General features: G+C 65.5%; 14 protein-coding genes. 5 read left to right on the forward strand and 9 right to left on the reverse strand.

All coding sequences use genetic code 11. The features are described from left to right. The first annotated feature begins 78 nt into the window (after positions 1–78). The 3 genes from AC5FRW_RS10140 to AC5FRW_RS10150 all read left to right on the forward strand — a co-directional run bounded on the left by AC5FRW_RS10140 (position 79) and on the right by AC5FRW_RS10150 (position 1,317). On the forward strand, positions 79–291 hold the full coding sequence (locus tag AC5FRW_RS10140) for a heavy-metal-associated domain-containing protein (protein ID WP_493568333.1): 213 nt from the start codon (positions 79–81) through the stop codon (positions 289–291). Positions 292–370: 79 nt separating this feature from the next. Next, positions 371–901, forward strand: coding sequence for a peptide-methionine (S)-S-oxide reductase MsrA (gene msrA / locus AC5FRW_RS10145; RefSeq protein ID WP_493568334.1), 531 nt, complete (start codon positions 371–373; stop codon positions 899–901). Next, positions 898–1,317 carry an acyl-CoA thioesterase gene (locus AC5FRW_RS10150; RefSeq protein ID WP_493568335.1) on the forward strand — a complete coding sequence of 140 codons (420 nt, stop codon included), beginning with the start codon at positions 898–900 and terminating at the stop codon, positions 1,315–1,317. The genes msrA and AC5FRW_RS10150 overlap by 4 nt, the downstream gene beginning before the upstream one ends. A 9-nt stretch (positions 1,318–1,326) precedes the next feature. On the opposite strand, the gene AC5FRW_RS10155 is transcribed toward AC5FRW_RS10150, so the two are convergent. Beyond that, positions 1,327–1,659: a DUF8062 family protein gene (locus AC5FRW_RS10155; protein WP_493568336.1), complete on the reverse strand. Its 333-nt coding sequence runs from the start codon at positions 1,657–1,659 to the stop codon at positions 1,327–1,329. Between the two features lie 101 nt (positions 1,660–1,760). Here AC5FRW_RS10155 and AC5FRW_RS10160 point away from each other — a divergent pair, with 101 nt between their 5' ends. Beyond that, positions 1,761–2,423, forward strand: coding sequence for a hypothetical protein (locus AC5FRW_RS10160; protein ID WP_493568337.1), 663 nt, complete (start codon positions 1,761–1,763; stop codon positions 2,421–2,423). An 11-nt stretch (positions 2,424–2,434) separates the two neighbouring features. Here the strand turns inward: AC5FRW_RS10160 and AC5FRW_RS10165 are convergent, their stop codons facing one another. From AC5FRW_RS10165 to AC5FRW_RS10190, 6 genes are all read right to left on the reverse strand, one after another. Then, complete coding sequence (locus AC5FRW_RS10165; RefSeq protein ID WP_493568338.1) at positions 2,435–2,668, reverse strand: DUF7576 family protein; 234 nt, start codon at positions 2,666–2,668, stop codon at positions 2,435–2,437. Positions 2,669–2,746: 78 nt separating this feature from the next. Beyond that, a complete protein-coding gene (locus AC5FRW_RS10170; RefSeq protein WP_493568339.1) occupies positions 2,747–3,760 on the reverse strand; it encodes an FAD-dependent oxidoreductase in 1,014 nt (337 codons plus the stop codon). Between the two features lies 1 nt (position 3,761). Next, positions 3,762–5,006 carry an ABC transporter substrate-binding protein gene (locus tag AC5FRW_RS10175; protein ID WP_493568340.1) on the reverse strand — a complete coding sequence of 415 codons (1,245 nt, stop codon included), beginning with the start codon at positions 5,004–5,006 and terminating at the stop codon, positions 3,762–3,764. 1 nt (position 5,007) lies between these two features. After that, positions 5,008–6,270: an ABC transporter substrate-binding protein gene (locus AC5FRW_RS10180; protein ID WP_493568341.1), complete on the reverse strand. Its 1,263-nt coding sequence runs from the start codon at positions 6,268–6,270 to the stop codon at positions 5,008–5,010. Next, the gene (locus AC5FRW_RS10185) at positions 6,263–7,474 is read right to left on the reverse strand and encodes an ABC transporter substrate-binding protein (protein ID WP_493568342.1); all 1,212 of its coding nucleotides are present in this window, start codon (positions 7,472–7,474) and stop codon (positions 6,263–6,265) included. Before AC5FRW_RS10185 ends, AC5FRW_RS10180 begins: the two co-directional genes overlap by 8 nt. A 129-nt stretch (positions 7,475–7,603) precedes the next feature. Continuing rightward, positions 7,604–8,599 (reverse strand): hypothetical protein, encoded by a 996-nt coding sequence (locus tag AC5FRW_RS10190; protein WP_493568343.1) that lies wholly within the window; start codon positions 8,597–8,599, stop codon positions 7,604–7,606. A gap of 147 nt (positions 8,600–8,746) precedes the next feature. Between AC5FRW_RS10190 and AC5FRW_RS10195 the strand changes: the two genes are divergently transcribed. Beyond that, positions 8,747–9,652 (forward strand): serine/threonine-protein kinase RIO2, encoded by a 906-nt coding sequence (locus AC5FRW_RS10195; RefSeq protein ID WP_493568344.1) that lies wholly within the window; start codon positions 8,747–8,749, stop codon positions 9,650–9,652. Positions 9,653–10,020: 368 nt separating this feature from the next. On the opposite strand, the gene AC5FRW_RS10200 is transcribed toward AC5FRW_RS10195, so the two are convergent. Beyond that, complete coding sequence (locus AC5FRW_RS10200) at positions 10,021–10,908, reverse strand: hypothetical protein (RefSeq protein ID WP_493568345.1); 888 nt, start codon at positions 10,906–10,908, stop codon at positions 10,021–10,023. Then, a complete protein-coding gene (locus AC5FRW_RS10205; protein WP_493568346.1) occupies positions 10,895–11,818 on the reverse strand; it encodes a S49 family peptidase in 924 nt (307 codons plus the stop codon). The genes AC5FRW_RS10200 and AC5FRW_RS10205 overlap by 14 nt, the downstream gene beginning before the upstream one ends. Positions 11,819–11,981 lie beyond the last annotated feature (163 nt).

Here is an 11,981-nt window from a genome sequence, read left to right on the forward strand (position 1 = left end):
GGATCGACCACAGAAGCCGTCTCCTTCGCTACCAGATACGGCCCACAGTATTATATCTGATAACGTCGAAGCCCACGCATGGAACAGATCGCACTCGAAGTCCAGTCCATGGAGTGCGACGAGTGCGAGCGAATCGTCACGTCGGCGCTGATCAACGTTCACGGCGTCTACTGGGCGACCGCCGACCACCAGACGGGAACCGTCGGCGTCAGCTACGAGCCAGCACAGGTCGACAGCAACGAACTGCGCGACGCCATCTCGGCCGCGGGCGATTCGATGTCGGCCCGGTGACGGGCCGAGCGCGGACCGGCCGATGCGACGGATCGGATTGCCGAGGCAGTTTTGTGTCCCAGGCACATACCACGCAGTGATGAGCGAACTCCAGACCGCGACGGTCGCTGGTGGCTGTTTCTGGTGTACCGAAGCCGTCTTCAAACAGATCGCGGGCGTCGAGTCCGTGACCTCCGGGTACGCCGGCGGCCACGTCGAGGACCCGAGCTACGAGGCCGTCTGTTCGGGCGACACCGGCCACGCAGAGTGTGTGCAGGTCGAGTACGACCCCGACGTGCTCGACTACGAGGACGTGCTGACGGTGTTTTTCGCGACGCACAACCCCACGACGAAAGATCGGCAGGGACCCGACACCGGGAGTCAGTACCGTTCGGCCGTGTTCTACCACGACGACGACCAGCGCGAGACCGTCGAGGCGTTCGTCGCCGACCTCGCCGATCAGTACAGCGATCCGATCGTCACCGAGATCGAACCGCTGGAGCGGTTTTTCCCCGCCGAGGAGTACCATCAGGACTACTACGAGCGCAACCCCGATCAGGGCTACTGTGCCGTCAACATCGACCCGAAACTGAAGAAGCTCAACGAGGAGTTCCGGGAGCTACTGGCATGAGCTTCGAGTTCACCACGAGCGTCGACGTGCGCTACAACGACATCGACAGCTACGGCCACGTCAACAACGCCGTCTTCGGGACCTACATCGAGGAAGCCCGGATCGACTACCTCGAAGCCGTCGTCGGCGGCGAGTCGGCCGACATCACCGGCACCGGCGAGGAGACCGGGATGGTCGTCGCGAACCTCCAACTGGACTTCGAGCGCCCGATCCGACTGGACGACGACGTGACCGTCGGCGTCCGGGTGCCACGACTGGGCGAGAAGAGCTTCCCGTTCGAGTACGAGATCAGAACCGAGGGTGGCGTGGCCGCGACCGGCGAGACGACGATGGTCGCTTACGACCGCGCGACGGCCGGGCCGGTCGCGCTGCCCGATAGCTGGCGCGAGTCGATCAGCGAGTTCGAAGGGCTGTAGACAGGCCCGTTACGCGTCCTCGATCAGGCGTTCGGACCCGTCGGCGTCGTGTATCGTCACCGCGTGGTTCGTGTGACGAACGTGGGTGGTCGCCCACCGCTCGATGGCACCCTCCGCGAGTCGCTCGGCGCGCTCGGGACAGTGCCGACACACCGCACGCCACGTCTCGATCCCGTCGGGAAAGTGCCCGGTGTGGCGTTTGTGATCCAGTGCGAACTGCTCGAAGGCCTGATTCCCCACCGTATCGAGTTCCGCACCGAGGTCCCACTCACGATCACACCGGCGGCAGGTGATCGTCGGTGCGTCGTCCGGGTCCTCGGGACCGCTGTCGGCGTCGTGCACACCGACGCTACGGCGAGCATCCCCAAGTAGTTCCTGCCCGCGCCACGGCATCGATCGGCACGACCGACGGGTACTCGTGTCCCCGGCCCGTCGGTCGGGACATGGACGAGCGGGCGAGCCGATTCCGGGTCTATCGGGTGGTCGAGGCAGTACCGCACATCAATCTTTTCGACACCGAAGGGACCCGGCTGTACACGACCTACCAGTCGGGCTACGGCGAGCGCCAGCCCGAGGTCGACGCCCTCGTTACGGGGGACCTGATCGAGGGGACCGTCGTCGGTGATCTGGGCGACGACGAGGAAGCGTGGTCGCTCCAGTCGTTCGAGCGCGTCGGCGGCGTCGACGTGGGCTTCGCGACGGACGCCGACTTGCCCGAGATCGCACGCGAGACGTGGGACACGCAGGAGCAGGGACCGGCACACAGCGTGATCGAATCGGACGGTGAGCCGGTCGGTGAGTGCTGGGTCCAGCCACGCGCACCGCTGCCGGGCGGTGCGTTCGTGCCGTCAGTGCTGGCCGGCTTGCTCCCGATGGAGGCGAAGCTGACGACCGTCGAGAGTGCCACCGCGCCGACGACCGACGCCGTCTTCCTCGACCCGGACCCCGTCGACGCGTCGACGTTCAGCGAACCCTACGGCGTCCTCGTGGTCTTTACCGAGGCGGCAGGCGAGATCCGGCGGCAGTTTCGTGAGCGATACGACTGCCCACGGGGCGTCGACAGCCGCCCCGACTACGATCCATACGAGCTATCGATCGGTCGCTAGCGCCGATCGTCTCAGGGTCTGACTGCCAGATCGAGCCACTCCTGCAGGCACGCGACACCACAGTAGCGATGGCGCTGGGTCTGCCCTCGCCGACGGACGGTCGCGGCGACGTGCCACCGGTCGGCGTACACGTGAGCAGGACAGCCCGGACAGTCCCAGACGGTCTCGTCGTCGGGTGACTTTCCGACGGTCACGCCCGACACGTAGCAGTCCCCGCCCATGTGACGCGGTTGGACGAACTCCACGACGGCCCTTGGTCCCGGAGCGACACGAATCCGTCGCTCGCGACGGGTGAACGGACAAAAGAGCAGTGCTGTGCCCTCTCAGGACAGGTCCACGCGTTCTGCTTCGTCCGCGAGATACGAACGAATCTGCTCGTCGTCGACGGCCCCGAGTAGCGTCGCGTCGTCGACCTGATCGAGCACGCATTGCTCGTCGACGACTTCGGCCAGCACGTCCGAATCGAGGTGCTCGGCGAGCCGTCGATGCCCGTCGGCGGTCAGGCGCTCGACATCGGCCGCCGACCGGTGGGTGTCGAACGCCCGGTCGACGGTCGCTTCGCGGAGTTCGTCGAGACGGTCCGGGGGTACGTCGTGATCGTCAGGGAGTTCGTCGTCGAACCACTCGCGCCAGCGGTCCCGGTCGGCCCACTCGCCCTCGAACTCGGCGTTGGGCCGAAGCCAGTCGTACCGATTCGCGAGGACACCCTCGGGGTAGCCCTCCTGTTGGCGATAGTCTGCGAGGAGCGTCCGTGCGACGTGGGCACCCTGCCCGGCGGCGATGATCGCCTGTGCGTCCCGCTCGCCCGTCGGCGACGCGATGTAAAGCCCGTCGATCGGTGTCCGTCCGTCCGCATCGGCGTACTCCCGATCGAAGTGCTCGTGTTCCTCGCCGTCGTGCTCGTGGATCTCGAACATCGCATCGCCACCGAGCGGCCGGAGGTAGTCGCCGCCGTATCGGGTCGCGGCGATCACCCACTCGGCAGTGACTGGCTCGCCCGCCTGTGGCTCGACGACGAAGCCCGAATCCCCGCGCTCGACCGATTCGACGAGGTCGTCGACGACCTCGCAGCCGGCACACTCGGCGTGGTCTCTCGCCAGCGCGGTGAACGTCTCGATGTCGATCCCACCGGGGAATCCGAGGTAATTTTCGAGGTAGGCACACCGCTGGAGCGAGGACCGCCCGCGGTCGAAGACCACGGTGTCGAGACCGTAGCGGGCCGTGAAGACGGCGGCCGAACAGCCGGCCGGGCCGCCGCCGACCACGACGACATCGTACTGAGCCGTGGCACCGCGCGACTCGACGGCTGCCGTGTCGTCGCCGTCGGTGTCGCCCATCTCAGAACGCTCCGTTGACGATATCCGCGACTCGCTGGCGATCGAACAGCGTCAGCTCGGCGTCTCGCAGGGTCTCGATCCCGCGCCACTCGCCGAACGCGTCGGGGTAGAACTGACGGGCGGCGGCCTCCGTCTGGAACAGGTTGACGATCGGTCCCTGATACGACGCGCCGCCCCGGTACAGCCGGTCGTTCTGGACGGCACTGAGTTGCGAGCCGATCGGGTCCTCGCGCATCGCCTCCATCCGGGTCTCGAACTCCGCCGACGAGACGTGTGAGAAGCCGTACTGGAAGACGATCGCATCCGGATCGACCGCGAGGAGTTGCTCGTAGTCCCAGTTGGCGTACCCGCCGTCGATGTGGGCGTCGAAGGCCCCTCGCATCCCCAGGTCGCGATACTGCTTGTGGTTGTTGCCGTCCTGTACGGGGTACGCCCAGAACGACCCGTTCTCGAAGTCCGAGTTCACCGAGAGGAGACCGACCGTCGGGCGCTCCTCGGTCGCCGGGAGCGACGACTCGATGGTCGAGAGCATCTCGTCGTGAACCGATTCGAACGCCTCGTAGCGCTCGCGCTCTCGGAACGCGTCGGCGACCGTCTCGAAGGCCTCGTACAGCGAGTAGTAGCGGTAGTCGTGCCAGTCGTCGCCGCGCCGTCGGATGTAGTTCCCGAGGAAGGGCGCGACGCCGTCGGTGATCTCGTCGACGTCGGACTGTGTCCAGTCGTCGGCGAGGACACCGAGCCAGTTGGGATCGACCAGGTGGAGGTCACAGTCCAGTTCGTAGAAGATCTCCTTGTCGAAGCCGCCGTCGCCGGCGATCTGCGTGACGTCGTCGAGCGACACGTCGACGCCGGGCAGGAAATCGTAGAACGTCGTCGGTACGTCCGCCGGGTTCCACAGGCCGCGTAGCCCGTCTGCCTTGCCGAGGGCGATCCCCATATCGCCGTAGGTGCTGAGGAAGGACAGCCACGTCTCCGGGACCGTGTCGAACGTGACCTCGCCCATCGGTTCTATACTGACCGAGTAGGGGGTCGTCTCAGTGGCGCGTGTCGTCGTCGCCGTCTCGGTCGCGGTCGCCGTGTCCGTCGGGTCAGCCGTGGTCGCCGTCGACGCCTCGGGCGTCTGGTCCGATCCCGAGTTACTCGAACAGCCCGCGAGCAGTGCAGTACTCCCGGCGGCCAGTCCGTACTTCAGCAGTGCTCTACGTGTCGGTGCGTCGGTCGAAGTGGTGTCGTTGGTGTCGGTCATTTCAGAACGCTCCGTTGACGATGTCCGCGACGCGCTGGCGGTCGAACAGCTGTTCCTCGGCGGGAATCTCTGGATACGGTCCCTCGACGTAGGTGGGCCACTCGCCGAAGGCGTCGGGGTACAGTTGCTTGGCCGTCATCTCTAGCTGGAACAGATTGAGGATCGGTCCCTGATACCGTGCGCCCTGTGCGTGGACGCGGTCGTTCTCTACTGCCGTGATCTGGCTGGCGACGGGGTCGGATTCGAGAAGCGAGCGGGCGTCGGCCATGTTGACACTCGGCTGGAAGCCGGCCAGCAACAAGATCACGTCCGGGTCCGCCGAAAGCAGCGTCTCGAAGTCCACGGTCGAGCCAGACTCGACGGACCCCTCGAAGGCGTCGGTCGGCCCGAGCGGGCGTGTGTGGGCCGTCAGGAAGCCCGGCGTGTCGAGCGAGTACGCGTAGATGTCTTCTTCGAGATTCGTCGAAGCGAGCATCACCGCCGACGGACGCTCGTCTGTGGCGGGGACGTTCGTCTCGATGGTCGAGAGCAGGTCCGCGTGGATCTCGGCCAGCGCCTCGTACTTGGCCGTCTCCCGAAACACCTGTGCGACTTTCTCGAACTGCTCCCACAGGCTGTAGTACTCGTAACTGTCGGCGTAAGAATCGGGCGGCGTCTGGTGGGTGTCGGAGAGGGAATTGCCGAACCACGGCCCGATCCGGTCTCGAACTTCCTCGATGTCGGCCATGCTCCAGCTACCGAGCTGGACGATCCACGCCGGGTCGGCGAGGTGGACGTCGCTGTCCAGTTCGTACAGCTTCTCCTTGCTGGCCTGCCACGAGGAGTACAGCCCCGACCAGTCGAGTTCGACGCCGGGCAGTCGCGGCGTGATCTGATTCCACAGCCGATTGTAGTACTCGGGGGCGTGCATCGCGTTCACGTCCTCGCCCCGGCCCAGCGCGAACGCCATCCCGGCGTGGTGGGTCAGGCGCGTGAAGATCGACTCGGGCACCGACTCGAAGGTCACCTCGCCGACCGGCGACATCGTCACCGAGTACGACGAATCAGTCGCCGCCTCGGTGGCAGTCGACTCCGCACCTTCGGCCGTCGCAGTCTCCGTGGCGGTGTCGGTGGCCGCCGCCGTGTCAGTCGCCGTCTCCTCGGGCGTCTGGTCCGACCCCGAGTTGCTCGAACAGCCAGCCACCAGCGCGGTACTCCCCGCAGCCAGCCCGTATTTCAGCAGTGTTCGGCGCGTCGGTGCGTCGGTCGTCGGGTCGTCACGCATCGCTGACCCCCTCGGTGATGATCCGCGAGAGACGATCACGGTCGAACAGCTGGTCCTCCGAGAACGTTTCGGGGAAGTAGGCGAGGGCATACCGTTCGATCATGAAGAGATTGTGCAGCGGACCGGTGTAGATCGGGCCGCCGCGGAACACGCGTTCGTTCTGGACGGCCGTTAGCTGGCTCCCGATGGGGTGGTCCTGCATGTACGCGAGCACGTCGTTCTCGAACTCCTCACGGGTCTTCCCCTCGCGGTGGTAGCGAAGCAACAGCGAGTCGGGGTCGATCTCCAGCAGCGTCTCGTAGTCGATCGTTCCCGTGTCACTCGTGGACAGTCCGTCGACGCCGGTGCCGGCGAACGCGTCGGACAGCCCGAGCGTGTGGAAGTGCTCCTTGTTGGCACCGTTGCCCGAGAGCCGGTACGGCGTGAACGACTCGGGTTCCTCACCGGCAAACACGAGCGCCGCGTTCGGTCGGTCGTCCGGGGCCGGCAGCCGGGTCTGTACGTCGGCGACCAGTTCGTCGTGGATCGATTGGATCGCCTCGAAGCGCTCTCGCTCCTGAAACAGTTCGGCCACCTTTTCGAAGGCCTCGTACAGCGAGTAGTAGCGATAGTCGTGCCAGTCGTCAGTTCGTCGGAAGATCACGTTGCCCACGAACGGCGCGACGTTGTCCCGAACTTCGTCGAGGTCTTGCTGGTCCCACGCCTGAAACCAGTCGGTCAGTGCGTTGGGATCGATCAGGTGCAGGTCCGCGTCCATCTCGTAGAACGGCTCCTTCGAGATGCCGTCGTTCCACAGCTGTGTGAGTCCATCGAGGTCGATCGAGACGCCGTCGAGTTGCTCGTAGTGGATCGTCTTGTAGCGACCGCGATACCAGATCGACTGGGCCGCGTCGGCGTGGCCAAGCGCGACCAGCATGTCGATGTAGTCCGCGGTAAACGGCGCGACCGTCTCCGGGACGCCGTCGAGTTCGAGCGTCCCGACCGGCTCCATCGTCACGGAGTAGGACTGTGACGGCGTGTCCGTCTCGGTCGACGACGGCGTCTCGCTCGCCGTCTCGGTGTCGGTCGCCGTCGGTTCTGCTGTCTGGTCCGACCCCGAGTTGCTGGAACACCCAGCGAGGACGCCAGCAGCAGTGACTGTCCCGCCATACTTCAGCAGTTCCCTGCGCGTCGGCCCAGCGGGCCGACTGGAATCTCCATCCATGCGATTTAGGGCAGCCTAAATGGATAAAGGGATTTCGATTCTTAGGTGTGCCAAAAACGGAGTGTTACTCGACAATCACGAGACACCGGGTCGGCAGGGTGAATCACAGTGGCTGGGTAGCCAGCACGCTCACCGGGGTGCACCACACTGCGGGCACATCGGCGGGCCACCCTCGGGCAGTGCGAGCCCGCAGTGTGGACACTCCCCGTCGGCATCCGGCGTCTCGATCTCGTCTGCGATCTCGTCGGTCCGCTCACGAACGGTCCCGAGACGGGTGGCCGGATCGACCGGGACCGACTCGCTGTCGTCCGCGAACGCGTCGACCGCAAAGCGTGCTCGCTCTTCCACGAACGCATCGTCGTCGAGCAACGACCGAAGGTCGTCCGCTGGGACTGTCGTCACCGCATCGGTCGTCGCGAGGAGTCCGAGCGCCTCCGCACTGCGACCGCGAACGTAGGCGTTCTCGTCGTCGAGACGCGCTGCCAGCGCGTCCCGGCCGTCGGCCAGCGCGTCCGGTTCGACACAGCCGATCGCCACGAGTGCCGTACAGAGATGGTAGCGCACGAGCGTCTGATCGTCGTCGAGGTGCCCAGCGATCTTTCCCACCTGATGGCGGAGTCGGCGGGGTTTGGCGAGTGCAACGTGTGCCAGCGCCTTCGCGAGTTTCTCCGTGACTTCCGGCGCTTCGAAAGCCAGTCCAACCCGAAGTTCGGCGAGCGTCTCGGGCGTGGCGACCGCCTCGGGGTCGGCGAGGGCGACGTACCCCAGCGCCTCGGCCGCACGAGCGCGGACGAAGTAGAACTCGTCGTCGTCCGCGAGACGGGCAGCGAGCGTCTCGACCGCCGGGACGACGGCGTCCGGTGCTCCCGTCGCGATCACGACGAACAGCTTGACCGCCGTCAACCGAACCGCGCGCTCGTCGTCGCCGAGGAACGAGACGAGGTCGGACGTGAATCCCTCGAAGAGCGACGGCCGGTCCTCGGCTACCTCTCTGAGCGACCGGAGAACGCGTTTCCGATCCTCGGATGGCATCGTCTGCAGGCGAGCGAGCGATGCACGTCCGTCCGCCAGCCGGCCCGCTGCGAGCAGTTCACCGATGCGATCGATCGGTGGCGATTCGTCCATGTGTGCCTATCCCGAGGCGCGTCACAGAGCACCGTAAAAGATGCGACCCGGGACCGACCAGTAGATTCGATATAGCGTAATGCGATATATTGTCCCGGCCAGCCCGACGCGCCGAACTTATACGAGTCGGGCGATTACGGGCCGCTAATGGTCCAGAACGTCGCGAGCGAGATGGCAGATCTCGAACCCGAGGACTTTCACCTGCTCTCGGGCGTCGAACAGGGGATGCGCTTCTCGGAGTACGTCAACCGTGAGAAGCTCCCCGAGTTCTCGCGGCTGACACCCGAGGACGTGGACTACCGGCTGGACCGCTGTGCTGACCGGGGCTTTCTCGAACGCAAAACCATGCAGTACGAGGGGTTCAAGCTGACCTTCGAAGGGTACGACGCGCTGGCCCTGCACGCGCTGGTCGAGCGCGGGACGATCGAGGACTTCGGTGCACCGCTTGGCGTCGGCAAAGAGAGCGACGTGTTCGAGGTCCGATCGTACAAGCCCATGGCCCTGAAGTTCCACCGCGAAGGGTACACCCAGTTCCGAGAAGTCAACAAAGAACGGGAGTACACGGCCGACCGCGACCACGTCTCCTGGCAGTACACTGCCCGAAAGGCAACCGAACGGGAGTACGAGGCACTCGAAACGCTGTATCCGGACGTTCGAGTCCCCCAGCCGATCGACAGTAACCGTCACGCAATCGTCATGGAGAAGATCGACGGCGTCGAGCTATCACGGACGAGACTCGAAGACGAACAGGTTCGCCCGGTACTGGAGTTGATCATAGACGAGATGGGAACGGCCTACGACGCCGGGTTCGTCCACGCGGACATGAGCGAGTACAACGTCTTCGTCGGGACCGACGGCATCACCATCTTCGACTGGCCCCAAGCGGTCCCGACCGACCACGCCAACGCCGACGAACTGCTGACCCGTGACGTCGAGAACATCGTCGGGTACTTCCGACGGAAATACCCCCGATTCGTCGACGAGGTCGACACCGACAGCATCAGCGAAGCGCTGCTGGCGGGCGAGTTCGAGGCACTCGCAGACCACGACTGAGACCCGTCGCCCCGGCAACTTTGATCGCTGGCTGATGATTTTCGACCACAGAGTGTGCTCAGTACCACATACGTAAACCATATAACGCGATATCAAATGTGGCCACCACGCTATCAGCAGGCCCGTTCGTACTGGCCGGCGACAGGCCGTGAGCGAGTCTGTGAGCGGTCAATCGAACAACACGGAACACTGGCGACAGGAAAGGTGTCGGTACGGGGCGCAGCTATCGGGACCAGGCATCGAGATCGGTGTCGGCCGGGTACGGAGTCGTCGCTGCGGTGGACCGCCGATAGATCGTACCGTGGCCCCGACGCGTCACCGCGTCGTGTTGTTAGGCGAGAGAACACGTGTCCCCAGCGGACTCGGCGTTACGTCGACCCGGAGACGAGAAACTCGATGAGGTTGCTCACCAGTACCTCGTTGTCGCTGGTGTGGACGTAGTCTGGACCTAACAGCGTCCGGTCACCGAGCGCGACGGCGTTGCCCTCGCGGGCGAGGACCGTGTACGCACCGTCTCGGCGCGTGGTCGAGAGCCGCGTCGAGTCGTTGGTGACGACCGCAGCCGACCCACCGACGACGGGGCGAGCGGTGTAGACCGTCAGACGGTCGATCCCGCGAGTGAGCGGTCCCTCGGTCGCTGGCACGGCGAAGACTGCACGGTGGTTGGTGTCGTACGTCTGGAGATTGTAGAGATAGCCAGCGTCGAACCCGAGACCGAACGCGCCGGCCAGATTCGTCATGGGCGTCGGCCGCGTCGCCTGGTCACCGACCTGGGCTGTGGGTTCGTTGACCAGCAGGACCCGCCCGCCACGGTCGGCAAAGCGGGCGACGCGGGCCTGTTCGCTCGTGCTGTACTGCTCGCCGGGAGCCACGACGACGAAGGCGTCGGCGCGCGCGAGCGTGCGGTTGAGCGACTGATTATCGGCCATTGCGTCGGTGTAGAACACCACCTCGTGCCCAGCCGACAACAGACGTGTCACGAAGGGGCTGATCTGGTCGGGAGTGACGCTGTTGTTGTGACTCTGGTCGATGACGACCGTCTGCCCTGTCGTGTCGGGATCAGCACTCACGTCGCCAGTCTCCTCGGATGGCTGTGCGAGAATCGAGTCGGGCTGGTGGCTCTCGACGCTCAGCGGCGCGGTCTGGTTCGGCCCGTCCGGCGCGATGGGGATGCTTCCCAGTCCGGTCAGTATCGTCGCCACGGCGAAGACGGCGAGGAACACCCCGACCCGGAGAAGGATATCACGCAGCCCCATGGGTGTGCACCTCCCGAGCCTCGGCGTCGAGGTCGCCCCACAACATCAGGTACCGCGGGCGGTCGATTCCGGGGGTCGTAAACAGCGCCGCTCGGTCGAGTGAGCCGGCCGCCGACCCGTTGGTCTCGGCACCGCGAAGGAGCGAAAGCAGGTCCGGCGTCGTCGACCGGTAGTCGACCGAATACGAGGACAGGCCCGCGGCATCGGCTGCCGAGGCGATGGCCGTCTCCAGATCGCCGACCGCGTCGACCAGGCCGTTCTCGACCGCGCCCGCCCCGGAGTAGACCTTCGCGTTGGTCAGTTCTGGGCGGGTGAGCGTGAGCCGGTCGCCTCGCTCGGCATACACCGTGTCGACGAACGAGCGCTTGAGTGTCTCGACCTGCGCGCGGATGTCGTCGTCGGTGAGACCACCGACCTTGTCCGGGCCAGTCGTCACTGGCTCGGGGACGCCGTCGGGCTGTGGGATCAACGCCCGCACCCCCACGCTCCCGACCAGTCCCCCCGGTGTCGCGTAGATCTCGTCGCTCGGGAGGGCCGTGTAGTAGGCACCGGAGGCGGCGATCCCCCGGACGCTCGTGACGACCGGCTTCTCGCGCGCGAGTCGTTTGACCGCCCGATACTGGGCTTCGCTGGCTGCGACGCTCCCGCCACCGCTGTCGATCCGCAGGACGACGGCATCGATGGTTCCGTTCCGCCGGACGGCACGGAGTTCACGGGTAACGTCGTCCGCGGACGGACCGGTGATCGGTCCCTCGATCGTCACGACCGCGACGGTGCCGCGCTCTTCGGCATCGAACAGGGCGTTGGAGGCGGCCGGGCCGACGACCGCACCGAGCAAGAGTGCGACGACCACGAGAACCGTGTAGGAGGTCAGCAGCGTTTTGACGCGTCTGTCGATCGGGTTCGCCATTCGTTCTGATTTTTGCTCCCAGCGACAAAAAGCCACGAGACCGCGGGCGGGTCATACTGCCGGCTGTACGTCTGTAACGAATTTCGCGACCCCGTGGTCGCGAATCTCCTGATACGGAAAGTTGTAGTTGCGTACCGGTGAGCGTCGCCACGGGGTAGACGCT

It is taken from the genome of Halomicrobium sp. HArcht3-1, assembly GCF_058933345.1.

Coding starts and splice junctions, on each gene's coding strand:
- AC5FRW_RS10200 (WP_493568345.1), bottom strand. CDS start 10,908: ATGGGGCTGCGTGATATCCTTCTCCGGGTCGGGGTGTTCCTCGCCGTC.
- AC5FRW_RS10180 (WP_493568341.1), bottom strand. CDS start 6,270: ATGCGTGACGACCCGACGACCGACGCACCGACGCGCCGAACACTGCTG.
- msrA (WP_493568334.1), top strand. CDS start 371: ATGAGCGAACTCCAGACCGCGACGGTCGCTGGTGGCTGTTTCTGGTGT.
- AC5FRW_RS10190 (WP_493568343.1), bottom strand. CDS start 8,599: ATGGACGAATCGCCACCGATCGATCGCATCGGTGAACTGCTCGCAGCG.
- AC5FRW_RS10170 (WP_493568339.1), bottom strand. CDS start 3,760: ATGGGCGACACCGACGGCGACGACACGGCAGCCGTCGAGTCGCGCGGT.
- AC5FRW_RS10140 (WP_493568333.1), top strand. CDS start 79: ATGGAACAGATCGCACTCGAAGTCCAGTCCATGGAGTGCGACGAGTGC.
- AC5FRW_RS10195 (WP_493568344.1), top strand. CDS start 8,747: ATGGTCCAGAACGTCGCGAGCGAGATGGCAGATCTCGAACCCGAGGAC.
- AC5FRW_RS10175 (WP_493568340.1), bottom strand. CDS start 5,006: ATGACCGACACCAACGACACCACTTCGACCGACGCACCGACACGTAGA.
- AC5FRW_RS10205 (WP_493568346.1), bottom strand. CDS start 11,818: ATGGCGAACCCGATCGACAGACGCGTCAAAACGCTGCTGACCTCCTAC.
- AC5FRW_RS10150 (WP_493568335.1), top strand. CDS start 898: ATGAGCTTCGAGTTCACCACGAGCGTCGACGTGCGCTACAACGACATC.
- AC5FRW_RS10160 (WP_493568337.1), top strand. CDS start 1,761: ATGGACGAGCGGGCGAGCCGATTCCGGGTCTATCGGGTGGTCGAGGCA.
- AC5FRW_RS10185 (WP_493568342.1), bottom strand. CDS start 7,474: ATGGATGGAGATTCCAGTCGGCCCGCTGGGCCGACGCGCAGGGAACTG.